Annotated in this window: 18 protein-coding genes and 2 riboswitches; of the genes, 6 read left to right on the top strand and 12 right to left on the bottom strand. The window is 64.2% G+C overall.

Annotated elements, in window-relative coordinates; genetic code table 11:
- Positions 1–66: 66 nt before the first annotated feature.
- Together CGK93_RS20565 and CGK93_RS20560 are read right to left on the bottom strand one after the other, a co-directional pair.
- Positions 67–327 (bottom strand): DUF4235 domain-containing protein, encoded by a 261-nt coding sequence (locus CGK93_RS20565; protein ID WP_089596421.1) that lies wholly within the window; start codon positions 325–327, stop codon positions 67–69.
- Positions 328–363: 36 nt separating this feature from the next.
- The gene (locus CGK93_RS20560) at positions 364–1,062 is read right to left on the bottom strand and encodes an NUDIX hydrolase (protein WP_089596420.1); all 699 of its coding nucleotides are present in this window, start codon (positions 1,060–1,062) and stop codon (positions 364–366) included.
- A gap of 227 nt (positions 1,063–1,289) precedes the next feature.
- Positions 1,290–1,426: riboswitch (TPP riboswitch) on the top strand.
- A 76-nt stretch (positions 1,427–1,502) separates the two neighbouring features.
- On the opposite strand from CGK93_RS20560, the gene CGK93_RS20555 reads away from it, so the two are divergent.
- From CGK93_RS20555 to CGK93_RS20545, 3 genes are read left to right on the top strand one after another with little or no spacing between them, the layout of a single operon-like run.
- Positions 1,503–2,123 (top strand): ECF transporter S component, encoded by a 621-nt coding sequence (locus CGK93_RS20555; RefSeq protein ID WP_089596419.1) that lies wholly within the window; start codon positions 1,503–1,505, stop codon positions 2,121–2,123.
- Positions 2,123–3,733, top strand: a complete 1,611-nt coding sequence (locus CGK93_RS20550; RefSeq protein WP_089596418.1) for an ABC transporter ATP-binding protein — start codon at positions 2,123–2,125, stop codon at positions 3,731–3,733. The genes CGK93_RS20555 and CGK93_RS20550 overlap by 1 nt, the downstream gene beginning before the upstream one ends.
- On the top strand, positions 3,730–4,524 hold the full coding sequence (locus CGK93_RS20545) for an energy-coupling factor transporter transmembrane component T family protein (protein ID WP_089596417.1): 795 nt from the start codon (positions 3,730–3,732) through the stop codon (positions 4,522–4,524). Before CGK93_RS20550 ends, CGK93_RS20545 begins: the two co-directional genes overlap by 4 nt.
- Here the strand turns inward: CGK93_RS20545 and CGK93_RS20540 are convergent.
- The 3 genes from CGK93_RS20540 to CGK93_RS20535 are packed head-to-tail and all read right to left on the bottom strand — an operon-like array spanning position 4,521 to position 7,285.
- Positions 4,521–4,964, bottom strand: coding sequence for a GNAT family N-acetyltransferase (locus tag CGK93_RS20540; protein ID WP_232481436.1), 444 nt, complete (start codon positions 4,962–4,964; stop codon positions 4,521–4,523). The two genes, CGK93_RS20545 and CGK93_RS20540, sit on opposite strands and share 4 nt — an antisense overlap.
- On the bottom strand, positions 4,961–5,119 hold the full coding sequence (locus CGK93_RS24295; protein ID WP_232481435.1) for a hypothetical protein: 159 nt from the start codon (positions 5,117–5,119) through the stop codon (positions 4,961–4,963). The genes CGK93_RS20540 and CGK93_RS24295 overlap by 4 nt, the downstream gene beginning before the upstream one ends.
- Before the next feature lie 51 nt (positions 5,120–5,170).
- Positions 5,171–7,285 carry a penicillin acylase family protein gene (locus CGK93_RS20535; RefSeq protein WP_089596416.1) on the bottom strand — a complete coding sequence of 705 codons (2,115 nt, stop codon included), beginning with the start codon at positions 7,283–7,285 and terminating at the stop codon, positions 5,171–5,173.
- A gap of 101 nt (positions 7,286–7,386) precedes the next feature.
- Here CGK93_RS20535 and CGK93_RS20530 point away from each other — a divergent pair, with 101 nt between their 5' ends.
- Positions 7,387–8,121 (top strand): siderophore-interacting protein, encoded by a 735-nt coding sequence (locus CGK93_RS20530; protein ID WP_089596415.1) that lies wholly within the window; start codon positions 7,387–7,389, stop codon positions 8,119–8,121.
- Positions 8,122–8,151: 30 nt separating this feature from the next.
- Here CGK93_RS20530 and CGK93_RS20525 read toward each other — a convergent pair whose 3' ends face one another.
- Positions 8,152–8,502, bottom strand: a complete 351-nt coding sequence (locus CGK93_RS20525; RefSeq protein ID WP_157731925.1) for a hypothetical protein — start codon at positions 8,500–8,502, stop codon at positions 8,152–8,154.
- A 161-nt stretch (positions 8,503–8,663) separates the two neighbouring features.
- Positions 8,664–9,674 (bottom strand): DUF6973 domain-containing protein, encoded by a 1,011-nt coding sequence (locus CGK93_RS20520; protein ID WP_089596413.1) that lies wholly within the window; start codon positions 9,672–9,674, stop codon positions 8,664–8,666.
- 210 nt (positions 9,675–9,884) lie between these two features.
- On the opposite strand from CGK93_RS20520, the gene CGK93_RS20515 reads away from it, so the two are divergent.
- Both CGK93_RS20515 and CGK93_RS20510 read left to right on the top strand, forming a co-directional pair.
- Positions 9,885–11,408, top strand: coding sequence for a UDP-N-acetylglucosamine 1-carboxyvinyltransferase (locus CGK93_RS20515; RefSeq protein WP_089596412.1), 1,524 nt, complete (start codon positions 9,885–9,887; stop codon positions 11,406–11,408).
- A 133-nt stretch (positions 11,409–11,541) separates the two neighbouring features.
- Positions 11,542–12,738 carry a glutamate--cysteine ligase 2 gene (locus CGK93_RS20510; protein ID WP_089596411.1) on the top strand — a complete coding sequence of 399 codons (1,197 nt, stop codon included), beginning with the start codon at positions 11,542–11,544 and terminating at the stop codon, positions 12,736–12,738.
- Here the strand turns inward: CGK93_RS20510 and CGK93_RS20505 are convergent.
- The 5 genes from CGK93_RS20505 to CGK93_RS20485 form a co-directional block, all read right to left on the bottom strand.
- Positions 12,725–13,399: a hypothetical protein gene (locus CGK93_RS20505; protein ID WP_089596410.1), complete on the bottom strand. Its 675-nt coding sequence runs from the start codon at positions 13,397–13,399 to the stop codon at positions 12,725–12,727. The genes CGK93_RS20510 and CGK93_RS20505 overlap by 14 nt on opposite strands.
- Before the next feature lie 10 nt (positions 13,400–13,409).
- Positions 13,410–14,618: an O-succinylhomoserine sulfhydrylase gene (locus tag CGK93_RS20500; protein ID WP_089596409.1), complete on the bottom strand. Its 1,209-nt coding sequence runs from the start codon at positions 14,616–14,618 to the stop codon at positions 13,410–13,412.
- Positions 14,619–15,029 carry a rhodanese-like domain-containing protein gene (locus CGK93_RS20495; protein ID WP_089596408.1) on the bottom strand — a complete coding sequence of 137 codons (411 nt, stop codon included), beginning with the start codon at positions 15,027–15,029 and terminating at the stop codon, positions 14,619–14,621.
- Positions 15,026–15,292 (bottom strand): DUF1737 domain-containing protein, encoded by a 267-nt coding sequence (locus CGK93_RS20490; RefSeq protein WP_089596407.1) that lies wholly within the window; start codon positions 15,290–15,292, stop codon positions 15,026–15,028. Before CGK93_RS20490 ends, CGK93_RS20495 begins: the two co-directional genes overlap by 4 nt.
- A 13-nt stretch (positions 15,293–15,305) precedes the next feature.
- Positions 15,306–15,417, bottom strand: a riboswitch (SAM riboswitch).
- An 86-nt stretch (positions 15,418–15,503) separates the two neighbouring features.
- Positions 15,504–17,204 (bottom strand): SulP family inorganic anion transporter, encoded by a 1,701-nt coding sequence (locus CGK93_RS20485; RefSeq protein WP_089596406.1) that lies wholly within the window; start codon positions 17,202–17,204, stop codon positions 15,504–15,506.
- Positions 17,205–17,338: the final 134 nt, after the last annotated feature.

Genomic DNA, 17,338 nt, shown 5'->3' with positions numbered 1-17,338 from the left:
GTCCACTGGTGTTCATTCCATCAGGTGGAGGCAAAGCGACCCCGCGTTGCTGTCTGTGGTTGCAGGCTAGACGATGTCGTGCGACTTGGCGAACCGTGCAATGGCGCGCTGTGTGCCACGGCTGGCCAGCACCTGAATCAGGGTGCTGACGAAGGCTGAGATCAGCGCAAAGGTCAATGCTGAACGCAAGCTCGTTTCCATGTCGTCGTTGCCCAGGGGTGGTTTGTTGCCAGTGGCCTTCTCCCACCCTTTGTTGACGAGTTTGGTGCCCACGAAGCCCGCTCCGAGGCTTACTCCGGCACCGATCAGCTTGAAGAAGAGGTTCATGCCTCCAGCCTAGCCGTCCCTGGGCCGGCTCAAGAGTCAGCGGCGGCTTTCACGCTCTTTCAGGAACGCTGCCAAGGACCCCACCGGGGCCAGCACTGGCACGACCGCGTGTTCCGCCGACCAGACAGCGTCCACGGTCTCAAACTCAGCAATTTCCTTGAGCAGGTAATAGGTGGGCGGCATCAGCTTCAATGTGCCGGCTGCTTCCGCTTCCAGGATTCCGGCCACCGGCATCCACAACGATTGCCAGGCCTCCGTGGTTTGATGCTGCGGCTCGGCTCCGGGGGAGGGTTTTGCAAGGTAGAAGTAGGTATCGAAGCGCTTCGGCATGTCCGTCGGCGTGATCCAGTTGGCCCAAGGGCGGAGATCCGCGGCACTGATGCTGAGCCCCGACTCCTCCTGGACTTCGCGGATTGCGGCTGTGAGGATCGTGCCTGCGTTGGTTTCGGCCTGCGTTGAGCTGGTGCGGGTGCCGATGGAGCTCGACCGCCAGGCGGCAGCATGGCGTTGAAGCAGTTCCGCCGGATAGTCCCAGCCTGACTCGTCCGCAGCATCCACCCGGCCGCCCGGAAAGACCACCATTCCGGCAGCGAAATCCATGGTGCTGACCCTGTGCTGGACGAACGCTTCGAGCCCGCCAGGGGCATCACGGAGAAGGATGACGCTGGCAGCGAGCCGGGGCTCGGATATGGTGCCCTCGCCGGCAGGGTGATCCTGAATGGGTAGGTCCGTCATGAAAGTGCCCCTTTGCCGCGGTCGAGTCTGCTGGATCATTCTCTCAGGTCTCGTTGTGGGGCCTGGTGTGCAGGCCAAAGCCGGCGCGAGGGGGGCAGAACGGCCCCGCAACGCAGGCAACCCCACGCACGGGAACCCGCAACGCCCGTTTGTGACCAAGGCACGGCAACGGACCAACACCCGCAACACGCGCCGGTGTAAACTGAACCAGCCCATCAGGGCAGATTTGATAACGACAGGGGAGCGCCGCCGTCGGACCTTGCAGAGATGCAGGAGACGCGAGGGCGCTGAGAGTGCGGACAGCCGCAGACCCTCGAACCTGATCCGGTTAGTACCGGCGCAAGGGAGTCGAGCTTCTCAGAGTGTCCGGATCCGGGCGGCGCAGGCCGGTTGGAAATCCGGGGAGCACTTTCCCCTCCTGTAACCTCAGGAGGCAGAAAATGACCACGGTAAACGTGAAGAAGACCAGTTATAACTGGCGTGTTGTAGACATTGTTGTGGCGGCCTTGATCGCCATCGCAGGCGGTGTGATCTTCTGGGCCTGGTCCCAAGGAGCCGCACTGGTATCCATTCCCATGAATGCGACGTATCCGCCGCTCACCGGCCTGATCGCCGGTGGCTGGATGATCCCCGCAGTCCTGGGCATGCTCATTATCCGCAAGCCGGGCGCAGCGTTGTTCTGCGAAGCTGTCGCGGCCACCGGTGAGCTCATCATGGGTTCCCAATACGGCACCACCGTCCTGATTTCCGGTGTCCTGCAAGGTCTGGGCGCAGAGCTCGTCTTCGCCGCTTTCCGGTACAAGAAGTTCAACCTGCCCACGGCCCTCCTCGCGGGTGCCGGTGCGGGCCTCTTCTGCGGCCTGAACGACTCCTTCCTCCCGTGGGGCTGGAACATCGCCTATGAGGCAGTGGACAAGCTGGCGTACATCACTTTCACCACCATCTCGGGGGCCGTCATCGCCGGCGCCCTGTCCTGGGTTGCCACCCGCGGCTTGGCAAAAACCGGCGTCCTGAGCTCCTTCGCATCGCGCAAGGCCGCGTCGGAGCCCGTCTTCAGCTGATGCCCGCGACGCAGAGCGGCAGCAAGAACAGCAGCCCGTTGAGGCCTGCCGCCATTTCCGCCGAGGGCTGGGGTTGGCGGCACGCTGGCCGGTCCACGCCCGCCATTCACGGGCTGGACCTCCGGATTGAACCGGGCGAGCGGGTGCTTCTGCTGGGGCCTTCGGGCGCCGGCAAGTCGACGCTGCTGCACGCCCTCGCCGGTGTGTTGGGCGATGAGGAAGACGACTCGGACGAGTCCGGGTCACTGCTGATCGACGGCGTCGCGCCCCGGGAGCAGCGTGGCCGCGCCGGGCTGATGCAGCAGGACCCGGAAACGCAAGTGGTCTTGTCGCGGGTTGGCGACGACGTTGCCTTTGGTGCCGAGAACCTTGCTGTGCCCCGGGACGAGATTTGGTCCCGCGTCCATGAAGCGCTCGACGACGTCGGGTTGCGTACCGCCGCGGGCGGCGGTTTGGCGTTGGATCACCCGACGGCGGCGCTTTCCGGGGGGCAGAAGCAGCGCCTTGCTCTGGCGGGCATTTTGGCGATGCGACCCGGCTTGGTCCTTTTGGACGAACCGACGGCCAATCTGGATCCGGCAGGCGTGCTGGAGGTACGTGACGCGGTGAAGCGTTGCCTGGATAAGACCGGCGCAACGCTGGTGGTGGTGGAACACCGCGTGTCCGTGTGGAAAGACCTGGTGGACAGGATTGTAGTCCTGGCACCGGGTTCCTTGACGGCGGCGCGAACGACTGCGGCGGGAACGGGCCAGGCAACGGGCGGGGTTCTCTTGGACGGCCCACCGGACCAGGTCCTGTCCGAGGCCCGCACTATGTTGATGGCTGCCGGCGTTTGGGTGCCGGGGTACGTTCCGGCCACCCGCCAACGACGCAGCCAATCCCATACCGCCCCACTGCTCCTCGCAGCCCAGGACCTGGCAGTTTCCCGGGAAAAGCCGCGGCGCAAGGGCTTCAAGACCATCCCGCCCGTCCCGGTGCAAACGGGAATCACCGCGCAGGTCAGGGCCGGCCAAGCACTGACCATCACTGGTCCTAACGGTGCCGGAAAGTCCACGTTCGCGCTCACGTTGGCCGGTCTTTTGGCGCCGGTGGACGGTACGGTGAGTGCCGCCGTCGAGCTTTCCGAGGGGGCCGGCATTGACCCGTTCAAGTGGAAAGCAGACCAGCTGATTTCACGGATCGGGACGGTGTTCCAGGAACCGGAGCACCAGTTCGTCACGGGCAAGGTCCTGGACGAGCTCATGTTTGGGCCAAGGCATTTAGGCCACGGCGAAGAACGCGTGGACGAACTGTTGGAGCGGCTGCGGCTCACGCATTTGGTGGACGCCAACCCCTACACCCTTTCGGGTGGCGAGAAGCGGCGGCTTTCGGTGGCCACCGTGCTGGCCGCGCACCCCAAAGTCCTGGTGCTCGATGAACCCACGTTCGGTCAGGACGCCAATACATGGGCTGAGTTGGCGTCGTTCCTTTCAGAGTTGCTGGACGCCGGAACGGCCGTGGTCTCCGTGACCCATGACCAGGAATTCAGCGCAGTGCTCGGCGGAACGGAGCTTCGGCTCGGTCCGGTACAGCATGGTGAAGCCACGCATCAGGAAGCGGGTGCAGCATGAGGGATGCACTGAACCTCCGCGGGAATCATGCCCTGCTGACCCGAGCCAACCCCCTGGCAAAGTTCGTGTCCGTTTTCCTGATTTCCCTTGTGCTGGCCCTGTCCATCGACTGGGTATCGGCATCCACGGCGTTGATTGCGGAGCTGGCGTTGTTTCCGCTCGCCGGGCTTACGCTCAGGCTCCTGTGGCAGCGCGCTTGGCCGCTGATCATCGCGGCCGCGATCGGCGGCTGGAGCACCGCGATTGTGGCGGCGGACAGCGGCGCTGTACTGCTCGACGTCGGACTTTGGTCCATCAGCGAAGGTTCCCTTGAGCTGGGCCTGGGTTTCATGGTGCGCGGTTTGGCGATCGCGTTGCCGGCGATCCTGCTGATGACGTGCACGGACCCGACTGACCTGGCCGATGCACTGGCGCAGAAGGCCAAGCTGCCGCACCGCTTTGTCCTCGGAACCCTGGCGGCCATGAGGCTGGTGGGCCTCATGGCCGAGGAATGGCAGACCATCGGCATGGCCCGCCGGGCCCGCGGCGTCGGTTCGCAAGGCAGCCCGCTGCAACGGCTGAAGGCCACTCTGGGCCAGAGCTTCGGGCTGTTGGTCCAGGCTGTCCGCAGGGCCTCCCGGTTGGCAGTGACCATGGAAGCGCGCGGCTTTGGCGGTGGTCAACGGACGTGGGCCCGCGAATCCACGTACTCTTTGCTGGACATTTGGGTGCTCCTGGGCGGCGTGGTGATCGCAGCAGGCGCGGTGCTCGCGGCCGTGGGCGCAGGAACGTGGAGCTTCGTCTGGCGTTAGGGAGCCTGCTGTTCCTGGATCTCGTCGAAGCCTGCCCGCGTCAGGAACCCCAGCTGGGCTTCCTTCTCGGCCAGCTGGATGATGGGGCCCAGCTCAAAGCAAGTGGCCTCCAAACGGCGCAGGGCCTTGGCATTGCGTGAATCGGGCTCCACCACAATCCGGTCCTTGCCCGGCAGGGAGAACATGTACTTGATCAGCGACGTACCGAGCTTCGGCGTGAAGTGCGGAATGGGCCGGGTGGCCGGGGCCAGTAGCAAGTGCATGCCAATGTCTGCTTCGCGTGCGGGGTAGGCCTCGCCCACGGGGTCGTGCAGTGGCTCGTACGTCTGGAAAAGGGCCAGCGGTTCGCCATCAAGGACGGCCAGGAACGCGTGGTGGGTCTCCAGCGAGTCAAGGAATTCGTAGATCCCTTGGACTTCTTCGCGGGAATTCTCCGTCATTCCCCAGAACTTTGCGCGGGCTGGGTGACCCATTCGAAGATGAGGTCGATGTCCTCGGCGGGAACCAGCGGCACAAGCCGCAGCGCGCCCCATCCTTCGAGGTTTTCGGAGTAGATGGTGGCACGGACAGAGAAGTCCTGGGTGGTGGTGGTCATGGCTTCCTTCGGGGCTGATGCGTGACTGATGGGATGCGGGAGCAGGATGAGTCAGGGATTGTCTTTGATCAATTCACGCCAGTCAGTGACCACCGGGGCGAGTTCCCCTGCAGTCCAGAGCGGGAGTTGGTCGGCAAAGTGCTGGTGTCCGGGCGTACCGGAGGCGCCGAAGGGCACGATCCAGCGGCTGTTGCGCCGCTCGGACAAGTCCCAGATGTAGCGGGCCACTGGACCACGGAAGCTTCGGTTATCTACGCCGGGGAGGCTCTCGGTGCAGAGCACACACCCCGTATCACCGCTGAGGCCGGCTGTGGGTGCCGCTGATGCGAGCGGGCCGGGGAGGACATGAACGGCCAACAGTGTGTGCCTGTCGCCCCAGGAGCGCAGCCCGGACTCCTCCACCGCAACGTCCTCGAGTGCTGTGGCAACTTCCGCCGCGACGCTGATGCCGAGTTCTGAGCCCCGCACCAGCAGGGTCTCGAGCGCAAAGCCCATCCGGGATGCCACCGACAACCACGGTCCGAACAAGGGCGAGTAGCCTGTTGGCTCCATCAAAGGCGCAAGTGCGGGATGGTTTGCCAGGCGCTGGACCAATGATCCCCGCCACTCCGCAAACACTGCGGCGTGATGGCTCCCGGCATCCATGTGGCCGTCCCACTCCAGCAAGAGGACCCGCAGTTGCTTGGCCTCGCTGGACAGGTCCTCGTCGTCCAGGTTAGAGAGCACCGACCGGAACAACGGCCACGGACCCAGGAGGGTGTCGGTATGGATAGCCTGCATGTCATCCACGGACAACGGCCCCGGAGCCGACTCAAGCAACTCACGGATGCGCAGCGCCCGATGCGCGGGGGCGAACTCCATGGCCACGGCATCACCGCCTCCCGCCGCGCGGTCGTTCGCGGTCACCGCAAACTGCTTCACCTCCGTGCGGGGCAGGATCACGTATTGACCGTCCCACTCATGGCGGGCCGAGAAAGCCGGCGCGGGCAACCTCCTGTTGGCGGGATTGCGCTGCGGAACAAGCCCGGCAACAAAGTGCCGTACTGCTCCGGACGTGTCCCCGGCCACCACGCTGTTGACGGGCTCCACCCAGGCATCCAACGCCGCTTCCACCTCGGAGACGCTCCGGCTCCGAAGCAGCGGCAGGAGGGCCTCAAAACCAAGCCGCCCCTCAACGCGGGCAGGGAAGCGCAAACTCAGCGCCTCGCCGTCGGGCGCTTCAGAGATCACGGAACCTCGCGCGGTCTCGATGACCTCCACGGTGACCGGCTCACCGTCACGGACGGTGATGGTTTGGGCACTCACGACGGCGGGTTCCCAGCCTTGCGCTCTGCGCGCCTCGATCCGTTCCCCGGTGGCGTCCGTGACCCGGCGCAGTTCTTCCTCGAAGAGATCCTGGTAGTCGGCCATGGCGTTGGTGATGGCCCAGGCGGTATGCCCGGTGTGGGCGAAGTGCGGGAGCCCGGGGACGCCCGGGAACGCGAAACCGATCGCGTCGAAGTCCGGGCAGGCGAGCCGTACCTGCTGGTACACGCCGGGGAGTTCCATGAGGCGGTGGGGGTCGCCGGCAATCAGCGGGAGGCCGCTCGCCGTCGTCGAGCCGTGCGCGGCCCAGGCGTTGCTGCCTGACCAGACGGGAGCTTCGATGCTGAACAGGCTCACGGCGTCGTCGCCCAGTGTCCGCGCGACGTGGGCTCTGAACAGCTTGTTGGGGAACGTGGAGAAGAGGATGTGATGGACCAGGAAGACACCCAGCGGCGTCCACGGATTCCATGGCTCCGGCGTGCAGGCGGACTCATCGAACTCGGGGCCGCCGCGAAGTCCGTCTGCCAGCGCTTGGTTGATGCCGGCCACGTACCGTCCGCACCAACGCTGAGTGTCGGCGTCGAGGTTCTCGAAGCAGCGGCGCGCGGTGTCATCCAGCCGGGCTTGGCGTGCGAACCGGTCCCAGACCACAACGTCGGCACCCAGGACTTCGGCTGTGCGGCCTTCGGAGCGCCACCGTTCCAACTCGATCTGCCAGGAACGGTCAGTGGCCACGTTCATTCCTTGGAGGAAGGCGAGTTCGTCGGAGGAATCCGCCCACAAATGAGGGATTCCCCACTGATCACGGTAGGTTCCGGGGCCGCCTGCCGGGGCGGAAGGGTGCGTCGGGGCAGGCGTCATAATCTCTGGCCGCTTTCGAGCTTAGGTTAGGCTTACTTAAGCTCAAGATAAATGGCTTTGGCCCCGTTCACAAATCGTGGCCGTTCGTGAAGGAGTGTTGCTTGAAGCGCAATTGGGAAGGCGTCGTGCTCAAAGTCATGGGCGCCAAGGATTTCACGCTGGAAGTCACCGGGAAGGAAGAAATCACCCCGGACTTCCTCCGCGTGCACGTGCGCGACGGTGGACTGCTGGAGCGAAGCGGGCTGCATCCCACCATGTGGATCCGGCTGTGGTTCGATGATTCCGGCAAGGCCCATCAGCGTGCCTACACCCTGGTCAACGCTTCCCCCGCGGACGGCACGTTCAGCATGGACTTCGCGATGCACAACGGGGTTGCCGCCGACTGGGCCCGCTCCGTCCAGGCCGGCGACACCATCGACGCCACCGTGCAGGGCAGTTCCTTCACGTTCCCGCAGCCCGCTCCGCGCCGGATCTGGGTAGTGGGCGATCCCGCCTCCATCCCGGCCATCAACTCGCTGCTGGACGAACGGGAACGTACTGCCGCGGGCGCGGCTCCAGTGACCGCCTGGCTTGAATACCAGCACGACGCCGACTCCTCGCTGGAGGTGCGTACGTCAGAGTCCGACGTCGTCAGCTGGGTTCCGCGCAAACGCGACGGTGCCGCTCTGGTTGAGGAAGTCTGCGATGCGCTCACTGCGGAGAGTGTGTCCGTGGATAACGACTTCTTCTGGATCGCCTGCGAAGCCTCCAGTACCCGGGCAATCGTGAAGCACCTGCGGAAGACGCTGGGCGTAGACAAGCACCGGATCGATGCCCTGGGGTACTGGCGCGTCTAGGAATCGCGGAGTTTCTGCTGTCGTTAGGCGTTACTCACGCCAGTTGAGGAAGCCCTTTTTCCCCTCCGGCGGGGTGAGGACTACGTCCCGGCCGTACTTCTTCTGTGCGTCAGCGCCGAAGAAAGCATCCGGGACGATACGGATTGCCTTGGCCACCTTCCCGTCCTTCAGGAAGACGAACAACGCTGGGGACGCCGTGTAGCGGTTCTCCTTGGTCAGAGGCTCGCCGAAGGCTGCTTCGATGTCCTTGGCCGGCGTTCCCTCCGTCACGAAACCCGCCTGGTCCCACTCGAAGTCCGTGGCGTCAGCCAGTTTCAAGGCCGTCCCATTTTTCGCGGACTCGAGCACCTGGCTGTTGAGCTTCTCATTCGATTCGGGCATGACGGATCCTCCTAGTGAGCAGGCGGCCAGGGCACAGGCCAGGATGACAGTGAGCAAGCCTAGGGCGGTGGCGCGGCCGGCAACGGTGATGCGGCCAGCAAGGGTGGCGCGGCCAGCGGAAGTCCGCGGCCGTCGTCGGGCCTGTTGTTGGCGTTGGAGCCTCACGAGGTGGTCCTCGACTCGTCGTTGAATTCCGGGTCCTCGCCCGGGGCGGGCTCGGCGTTGTTGGCGTCGCCGGTCTGGTCCATGGGGACCTCATTGGACGGGTGGGGCAGCAGGTCCTGTCCCACCACCACAGTGTCGCCGTTGTTCACGGCTTCCTCGATCAAGTCCGCAAGCTCCTCAGCGCTGGCATCCGGGTTGGCTATGGCCACATTGCGGCCCACCTCATTGTTGTACAGATCCATGGCTTCGCGGGGCGCGGGGTTGCCGGGGAGCTGCTCGTGCGCCGTGGCGTAGTCCTCCGCCCAGTCCGCACCGAACTCCTTGACCATGAGCGCGTTCCAATATGCGTGACGGAACGCGTCGTTCTGGTCATCGTTGCGGTCGTCGCTGGGGAAGCGGTCGTCGGCAGTGCTGAAGGCGTCATCGTGAATGCCCTTGAAGGCGTTCATCTCGAAAGGACCCAGGCCGTTGAGGAGTTCCGCTTCCTTCTCGGTGACCTCCCTTTGGTCAACAACGAAGCGCAGGGGATCCCAGTCCCCAGGCCAATTGGTGGTCTCTGCGTCGCTGACCTGGTACTTGTCCAGGATTTCCTGGGGTGTGGGCTGGTCGGGGTTCGGATTGGCCGCGGTTTTGGTGGTGGCGTCGTCCCCGGAACCGCCTGAGCCGCTGTCTGAACTGCCTGAGCCGCCTGAGCCGCTGTCTGAACTGCCTGAATCACCGCTACCCTCCGTGGACGCGGAGGACTGCTGGTCGGCATTGGTGAGCACGGATTGTGATGCCTCTTCCAGGCCTCGCATGGTCCTCTCCAGCAACGGCCTCAGGCGGCCCTGCCAATCGGCGGCAAAACGCTTGGCATCCTGCCCCTGCCAGCCGCCGCCTTGGCCGGTCATGCCTTGGCCGATCAAGGAGTCGAGCTCCCGGGCCCGGCTGGTCAGCAGTGACGCACCGTTGGCCAAGGCCTTGGAGAGTGCTTTGAGTTGGTCGACGTCGGCGCCGTAGAAAGGCATGTTTCCCCCTGAGCTTTCCCTCCATGCTTTGGTATTGTCCCGCGGACCGCAATGGGGACTTCTGCCCGGTGGCGCCTCAGGGAAAGCGTTCGCCCGCGGTGACCGGTCGCCGTCGTGCCCTATATCTCACGGATCGGGTATGGTGTGACGTTTACCGCTCAAACGGCGTTTTGTGTGGGACTTCTAGCTCACCTGTGATATTTCTTGGTTATGACGCAACCTACCGCTGAACACGTAGGCCTTCTGCTCCGTAACGCCCGTGGCGAAAAAGGGTGGACGCAGGGGCAGTTGGCTACCGAGCTTGGAACCAGCCAGAGCGCGATCGCGCGGATGGAGCAAGGTAAGCAGAATCTCAGCCTCCGGATGATCGAACGGCTTGAGGCAATATTCGGCCGATCAATCGTCAAAGTGGGCAAGCCGCAGATGACCCACCTCCGGGTGGAGGGCGGCAAGACCCTGTCCGGCGAAGTGGATGTCAACAGCAGCAAGAATGCCGGTGTGGCGCTTTTGTGCGCCAGCCTCATCAACCGCGGAACCACCACGCTGCGCCGGCTGGCCCGCATCGAAGAAGTCAACAGGATTGTTGAAGTACTGACCTCCATTGGCGTCGAATGTACCTGGCTCAACGGAAGCGACCTCCGCATCCGCAGGCCCGAGGTCCTGGACCTCGGTTCCATGGACGTGGACGCCGCCCGCCGAACCCGCAGCGTCATCATGCTGCTGGGTCCGCTCCTGGACGAGACCAGTGAGTATTTGCTGCCCTACGCTGGTGGCTGCGACCTCGGAACGCGCACAGTGGAGCCGCACATGCAGGCCCTGCGCCAGTTCGGCCTTGAGGTTGAAGCGAAGTCCGGCTTCTACTCCGTAGCTGCGCCCCCGGCCGATGGCCACCACCGTTCCTTCGTCCTCACCGAGCGCGGCGACACCGTCACCGAGAATGCGATCATGGCCGCCGCGCACCGCGAGGGCACCACCGTGATCCGCAATGCCAGCCCCAACTACATGGTCCAGGACCTTTGTTTCTACTTGCAGGGACTGGGCGTTGAGATCGAGGGTGTCGGCACCACCACCCTGAAGATCACAGGCCGTTCCGCCATTGATGTGGAGATCGAGTACTTCCCGTCCGAGGACCCCATCGAGGCCATGAGCCTGATCACCGCGGGCATCGTGACCAACTCCGAGGTCACCATCCGGCGGGTTCCCATCGAATTCATGGAGATCGAGCTCGCCACCTTGGAGCAGATGGGCCAGAATCTTGAAATCTCCGGCGAATACATGGCACGCAATGGCCGGACCCGCTTGGTGGACGTCACCACCAAGCCTTCCGAGCTCCGCGCGCCGCAGGACAAGATCCACCCGATGCCGTTCCCGGGCCTGAACATCGATAACCTGCCGTTCTTTGCTGTGATCGCGGGCAACGCCGAGGGCCAGACCATGATCCACGACTGGGTCTACGAGAACCGTGCCATCTACTTGACGGAACTCAACAAGCTGGGCGCCCAGGTGCAACTGCTGGATCCGCACCGGATCTACGTCAACGGACCCACTAAGTGGCGCGCTGCCGAAATCGGCTGCCCGCCTGCCCTGCGCCCCGCCGCCTGCTTGCTCCTGGCGATGCTCGCCGCCCGGGGAACGTCCGAGCTCCGCAACATCTACGTGATCGAGCGTGGCTACGAGGACCTGGCCGAGCGGTTGAACACCATCGGCGCCAAGATCGAGTACTTCCAGGACTAGGCTCCACGCGTAGCCCGCGCGCCCGTTCCCGCCATCGGCGCCAGTTCGCTCTGGTGCGGATGGCGGGAAGGGCGCAGTCCTCGCTGCCCTTCCAGCCACTGTCCTCCACCGGCCTCCTGACGCAGAATGGAGCATGCGGACTTTCGGAGTCGAGGAAGAGCTGCTCATCGTCCATCCTGTGACGGGAGAGCCCCTTGCCCTCGCGGACGCGCTGCTTGCGGGCCGCCACCAACCCGCATCCGCGAGGAGCCTCAACCACGAACTCAAGCTGGAGCAGATCGAAACCCAGACCCGCCCCTGCCACAGCTACGGTGACCTTCTGCATCAGATCCGCCGCGGCCGGGCTATGGCCAACGAAGCAGCCCGGCAGCACGGAGCGCGGGTTGCTGCGATCGCTACCTCCCCGCTGGATTCGAACACCCACACCACCCCGGATCCCCGCTATGCCGCGATGCTGGATCGCTTCGGAATCATCGCCACGGAACAACTGACGTGCGGATTCCACGTGCACACCTCTGTTGAGTCCCCTGAGGAAGGTGTGGTGGTCCTGGACCATATCCGGGACAAACTGGCTGTGCTCACGGCCCTCACCGCCAACTCACCCTACTGGCGCGGCCTTCCCACCGGTTTCGACAGCTACCGCACCCAGGCATGGAACCGCTGGCCCACCTCTGGACCGTCCGGCGTGTTCGGATCACTCACTGCCTACCGACGCATTGTGAACCGGCTGTTGGAAACAGGCGTGATCCTGGATGAGGCCATGATTTACTTCGACGCCCGCATCTCCCGGAACCACCCCACCGTGGAGGTCCGCGTAGCCGACGTTTGCCTCCGCGCCGAGGACGCCGCGTTGATTGCGGTGCTGGTGCGGGCTTTGGTGGAGACGGCTTCCTTGGAAATGCTCGACGGCGTTGAGCCCACCGCGGTGCCCACGGCACTCCTGCGGATGGCGAGTTGGCAGGCCAGCAATGCGGGGTTGCGTGGAGATCTCCTGGACTTCGGTGATTTCCGTCCCCAGCCGGCAGCGGACGTTGTCTGGGCGCTGGTGGATTACGTGAGCCCAGTGCTGGATGACCAAGGCGAATTGGAGCTGGTCAAAGCGGGAATCTCAGACCTGCTGGAGCGGGGGAATGGCGCGGACGAGCAACGGGAAGCGGCGGTGCGGTACAACAACAGGCAGCGCGGCAGCCAGAACCAGCCGGGCAGTCCGCCCACCAGCGCAGCCCTCGCCGCCGTCGTCGGGCATGCAGCGAAGGTGACGGTTCGCGGAACCTCCGCCGACGCGCACAAGGATCCCGCGCCGATGCTGACCCGGGTCAGGAGACCTTAGGCTGGTCGGCTTCCGGTTCTTCCCACGCCATCAAGTAGGCGCCAGCGAGGCCCTCCACCAAGTAGAAGCAGAACGGCGGGATGTCCTTTTTCGCTACCAGAATGGCGCCGTAGATAGGTGCGCTGACCGCGGCCGTGACGCCGATCCAGCGTTTTGTGGGCAAGGAAAGAAGACTCCCACCCAAGGCGGCCAACGCCACAACATGCAACCCGGAATAGGCCAGGAAAGGCGCGTTGGATCCACGGCGGTAGGCGAAACCCTCAATGTCAGCAGCCCGCCGGGCGAGGCTGGAGACGAAGAACGGGGCGCCCGCGAGCAATGCGCCGGCGGCAGCGAAAGCCCATTTCTTCGCTTTCCCGCGCGATGCGTTGGTACCCGGAACGGCGTCCTTGCCCGGAGCGGCGTCCTTACCCGGAGCGGCGTCCTTACCCGGAGCGGCGCGGGCGAACGCGGCGAATCCCACCGGCACGGCGACGGTCCCCACGGCGGTGAGGTGCTGGCCCATGATCCAACCGCGCCGTCCGGAGGTCAGCATGCGCAGGCGTTCGGCATCGTCCGGTGTGATGTAGACGCGCGAGACAGGCGAGATTCCCACGAACCACACCACCGTGCCGGCAACGATGACCGCTCCGGCACGGCGATAGGGATGGTTCCCGCTCATGGCAGCAAGGTTAGACCTGTTTGAGGGCCTTCTCCAGATCCAGGATGAGATCGTCCACGTCTTCCAGTCCTACAGACAAGCGGACCACGCCGTCGGTGAGCCCGATCGCCGCCCGGCCCTCTGGTCCCATGGCCCGGTGGGTGGTGGTGGCGGGGTGGGTGATAAGGGACTTGGAATCGCCCAGGTTGTTGGAGATGTCAATGACGCGGAGGCCATCGAGCAAGGCGAACGCAGCCTCTTTGGCTGAGCGCCCGGCCGAAGGAGACAGCTCGAACGTCAGGACAGTGCCGCCGGCCTTCATCTGCTTCGCGGCAAGCTCGTACTGCGGGTGGGACGTGAGCAGCGGGTACTTGACCCAGCTGATGGCGGGTTGCTGCTCGAGCCACTCTGCGATCTTCAATGCGGATGCCGAGCTGTGGTTCACCCGCAGTCCAATGGTCTCCAAACCCTTGGTCAGTACCCAGGCATTGAACGCGGAAAGGGAAGGGCCAGTATGGCGCATGAGTTGCTTGACGGGACCATCGATGAACTCTTTAGTGCCCAGGATCGCGCCGCCAAGGACACGACCTTGGCCATCAATATGCTTGGTGCCGGAGTACACGATCACGTCTGCGCCCAGCTCACCGCAGCGCTGCAGCAGGGGAGTGGCGAAAACATTGTCGACCACGACAGTCGCCCCGGCGGCATGCGCCAGTTCGCTGACGGCGGCGATATCGACGATCTCCTGCATGGGATTGGACGGCGACTCAAAGAACACGGCAGTGGTCGGTTCCGAGAGGGCTTCACGCCACTGATCCAGATCCGGGCCGTCAACGAACACGGTTTCCACACCCCAGCGGGGCAGTATCTCGTTGAGGATCACGAAGCAGGAGCCGAACAGCGAGCGGGCGGCAACCACTCGGTCGCCTGCGGCCAGCAGGGCACCCAGGGCTGTGAAGACCGCGGACATGCCGGACGCCGTGGCAAAGCATGCCTCGGTGCCTTCGAGCAGCCGCAGCCGCTCCTGGAATGTGGCGACGGACGGGTTGCCGTAGCGGGAGTAAACGAAGCGTTCGTCCTCGCCGGTGAAGGCACGTTCGGCAGCGGCGGCCGATTCGTAGACAAAGCCGGAGTTCAGGAAAACGGGCTCGGACGTTTCCTGGAAATTGGTGCGGTCAAGGCCGCCGCGAACTGCCTGGGTGTCAGGGCTCCAGCCGGCGGCGTCGGGATTGAAAGTCACTTACTCGGTCCCCAGATTCGTCGGCAGGCCACGGTTCTTCCAGCCGTTCACGGTGCGCTCACCGTAGCGGTCCGGGTCGCCTTCGAAGCCCTCAAGGACGTTGTACGCCGTGAAGCCGGCCTGAGTTGCGGCGATGGCGGCGGAGATGGAGCGCTGCCCCGAGCGGCAGATGAAGACGAGCTCCACGGCGTCATCCTCGGGTGCCTGCTGCTGCAGGTCCTCGATGAAGCGGGCGTTTGGGATGCCGCCAGCGAGGTTCCACTGGATGAACAGGGGATCGTTCTCGGTGGCTTTGGTGTCCGGGATGCCGATGTGGGCCCACTCGCCCTCGGTGCGCACGTCCACCAGGATGGCGCCTTCTTCAAGCTTGGCCCACGCGTCCTGCGGGGTCAGGTCACCTGCGTAGCTCATGCGTGGCCCTCGAATGCTTCTTCATCGTCGTAGTTCTCAAGTTGGTCCACTGCGTTGGCGACGGCGGCATCAGCATTGGCGATCGCCGCAGGCAGCACGATTGCTTGGGCAACGATGACTTCCGTGCCGTTGAAGGTGGCTGCCGGGCTGCCATGGAGCACATAGCCCTCGGCGAGGGAGTTGTGGATACGCTCGCAGAAATCGCGGTTATCCGGGCCTGTAATCAGGCGGTAAGAGAGTTTTTCTTCAGTGGGTTCAGGCATTGCTGGTGCTCCTCAGTCACGCTTGCAGTTCGAGTTGTCGATACGCCGAGTAGTCACCTGAGGCACCCCGCCGGAGAGAGGGTTGCCGACCAGCAAGTCAGGGCTTTGCGCTGGTACTCATTACTCAAGAAAAACGTAACATCCACGGGCGTCGGGCTGCACTTGCGGGTGGCTGCACCGTCGTCATGTTGCGTAATCGGCGGCTGATCCACTACCGGTCCTTGAGCGCCCGCACTGCCGCGCCGACAGTGGGGTAGAAGTGGTCCGGCGTAAATCGGGCAGCCGTGCCGAGGCGGATCAACTTGTCCTTCACAGGCCCTTTGAGCTCGGCAAACACCAGATCCACTCCTTTCCTGGCCAACCATTCGTCCAGGGTTACCAGGTCATCCAAAGCGGTGGTGTCGATCCCGGTGATCGGTTCGGCGGCAAGGATGATGTGGGTGATGGGCTCCGCGGACTCGTCCGGGGCCTCGTCGAGTTGCTCCCTCACAAAGCTGGCCAGAACCTGTCCGTTGCCGAAGAACAGGGGAGCATCGAACCGGAGGATCAAGAGCCCGGGGATGCGCTTGCCCTCGGGGTGGCGTTCAAGGTCGTGATAGCCGGGAAGGCCTTCCTCTGAGCCGAGTTCGGTTCGATACGGATCCCATGCCCTGCGGACAAAATCCAGGAGTGCCAAGGCGATGGCCACCACGATTCCTTCGAGCACACCCACCGTCAGCACTCCCAGGAACGCGGCCAGCATCACCACGGACTCGCTGCGGCTCATCCGCAGGAGCCGCCGGACGCCGGCAGGATCCGCGAGGGCAATGGCTGCGGCGATGACGACGGCGGCCAAGGTTGCCGACGGCAGGTACTCGGTTACTCCCGGAGCCAGCAGCATGAACGCCAGCACCAGCACGGAGCCGACCACCCCTGTCATCTGGGATTTTGCGCCGGCATCCACGGCCACCGGTGTCCTGGAGGTACTCCCTGAGATGGGAAATCCGCCCAGGAGGCCTGTAGCAGCATTGGCTGCTCCCAGCGCTGCCATCTCCCTGTTTCCGGAGACCTTCTTCCCTTCCTTGGCTGCCAATGTTTGGGACAACACCCCTGTGTCAGCGAAAGCCATGAGCGCGATGCCGGCGGCGGCGGGGAGCAGCGTCAGGGCGTCGGCCCAGCCAATGCCCCCGAGCGCGGGCATGGGCAGGCCCTGCGGCAGGACCCCGGTGACTTTCACGTCGTCGTTGAGTCCGAAGACCGCCGTCGCCACACACGAGCCAACCACCGCCAGCAGAACGCCGGGTACCTTCCACTTCAAGAGCCGGGGGATCCAGATGAGAGCCAGCGACCCCACTCCCAACAGCAGTGCGGTGATATTGACCTCGCCGCCCAGTAACCCGGTGGTGACCTTCGCGAGCTTTTGCCAGATGTCGCCGTCGGCCTCAATCCCCAAAAAGGCCGGGAGCTGCGAAAGGGCCACCAACAGTGCGATCCCGTTCAAGTATCCGAGCCTGATGGGTTTGGACAGCAGGCCCGTGATGGCTCCCAGTTTCAGTGCCGAGCCCGCAAGCATGAGCGCCCCGATCAACACAGCCAAAAGCCCGGCGAGTGCCACTGATCTCTCGCTGTTCCCAGCTGCCAGCGGCACAATAGCGGCCGCGATCATGGGGGCAAGGGATGAGTCGGGCCCCAGGACCAGGATGCGGGAAGGCCCCACCACGGCGTATACCAACAACGGAATCACAGTGGCGTAGAGCCCGGTGACAGGAGGAAGGCCGGCCGCCTGCGCATAGGCCATCCCGGCAGGTACCAGCAAGGCAAACAGAGCAGCACCCGCCACGGCATCGTGCCGCAACCATTCGAGTTTGTAGCCCTTGAGAGCCCAGACGCCCGAAAGACGGTCCTTGGCTGAAGTGCGGGTGGGTGAACTCATACAGCGATCATTCCCGACCCCTGCTGTTTGCGGAACACGACATACGCCTTATGTGGAAAATCCGGACCGTCTCGAGCCGCGTTCAAATGTGACGCCCCGGGAGCATAATTGACCCAGTACGTCCCCCTGTAACT

The organism is Arthrobacter sp. YN, assembly GCF_002224285.1.
GTDB lineage: Bacteria > Actinomycetota > Actinomycetes > Actinomycetales > Micrococcaceae > Arthrobacter.
This window is presented reverse-complemented; position numbering and strand designations above follow the sequence as displayed.

What these genes read in the sequence shown, in the direction of transcription:
- CGK93_RS20565 (WP_089596421.1), bottom strand. Translation starts at nt 327, where the DNA reads ATGAACCTCTTCTTCAAGCTGATCGGTGCCGGAGTAAGCCTCGGAGCG.
- CGK93_RS20560 (WP_089596420.1), bottom strand. Translation starts at nt 1,062, where the DNA reads ATGACGGACCTACCCATTCAGGATCACCCTGCCGGCGAGGGCACCATA.
- CGK93_RS20555 (WP_089596419.1), top strand. Translation starts at nt 1,503, where the DNA reads ATGACCACGGTAAACGTGAAGAAGACCAGTTATAACTGGCGTGTTGTA.
- CGK93_RS20550 (WP_089596418.1), top strand. Translation starts at nt 2,123, where the DNA reads ATGCCCGCGACGCAGAGCGGCAGCAAGAACAGCAGCCCGTTGAGGCCT.
- CGK93_RS20545 (WP_089596417.1), top strand. Translation starts at nt 3,730, where the DNA reads ATGAGGGATGCACTGAACCTCCGCGGGAATCATGCCCTGCTGACCCGA.
- CGK93_RS20540 (WP_232481436.1), bottom strand. Translation starts at nt 4,964, where the DNA reads ATGACGGAGAATTCCCGCGAAGAAGTCCAAGGGATCTACGAATTCCTT.
- CGK93_RS24295 (WP_232481435.1), bottom strand. Translation starts at nt 5,119, where the DNA reads ATGACCACCACCACCCAGGACTTCTCTGTCCGTGCCACCATCTACTCC.
- CGK93_RS20535 (WP_089596416.1), bottom strand. Translation starts at nt 7,285, where the DNA reads ATGACGCCTGCCCCGACGCACCCTTCCGCCCCGGCAGGCGGCCCCGGA.
- CGK93_RS20525 (WP_157731925.1), bottom strand. Translation starts at nt 8,502, where the DNA reads ATGCCCGAATCGAATGAGAAGCTCAACAGCCAGGTGCTCGAGTCCGCG.
- CGK93_RS20520 (WP_089596413.1), bottom strand. Translation starts at nt 9,674, where the DNA reads ATGCCTTTCTACGGCGCCGACGTCGACCAACTCAAAGCACTCTCCAAG.
- CGK93_RS20515 (WP_089596412.1), top strand. Translation starts at nt 9,885, where the DNA reads ATGACGCAACCTACCGCTGAACACGTAGGCCTTCTGCTCCGTAACGCC.
- CGK93_RS20510 (WP_089596411.1), top strand. Translation starts at nt 11,542, where the DNA reads ATGCGGACTTTCGGAGTCGAGGAAGAGCTGCTCATCGTCCATCCTGTG.
- CGK93_RS20505 (WP_089596410.1), bottom strand. Translation starts at nt 13,399, where the DNA reads ATGAGCGGGAACCATCCCTATCGCCGTGCCGGAGCGGTCATCGTTGCC.
- CGK93_RS20495 (WP_089596408.1), bottom strand. Translation starts at nt 15,029, where the DNA reads ATGAGCTACGCAGGTGACCTGACCCCGCAGGACGCGTGGGCCAAGCTT.
- CGK93_RS20490 (WP_089596407.1), bottom strand. Translation starts at nt 15,292, where the DNA reads ATGCCTGAACCCACTGAAGAAAAACTCTCTTACCGCCTGATTACAGGC.
- CGK93_RS20485 (WP_089596406.1), bottom strand. Translation starts at nt 17,204, where the DNA reads ATGAGTTCACCCACCCGCACTTCAGCCAAGGACCGTCTTTCGGGCGTC.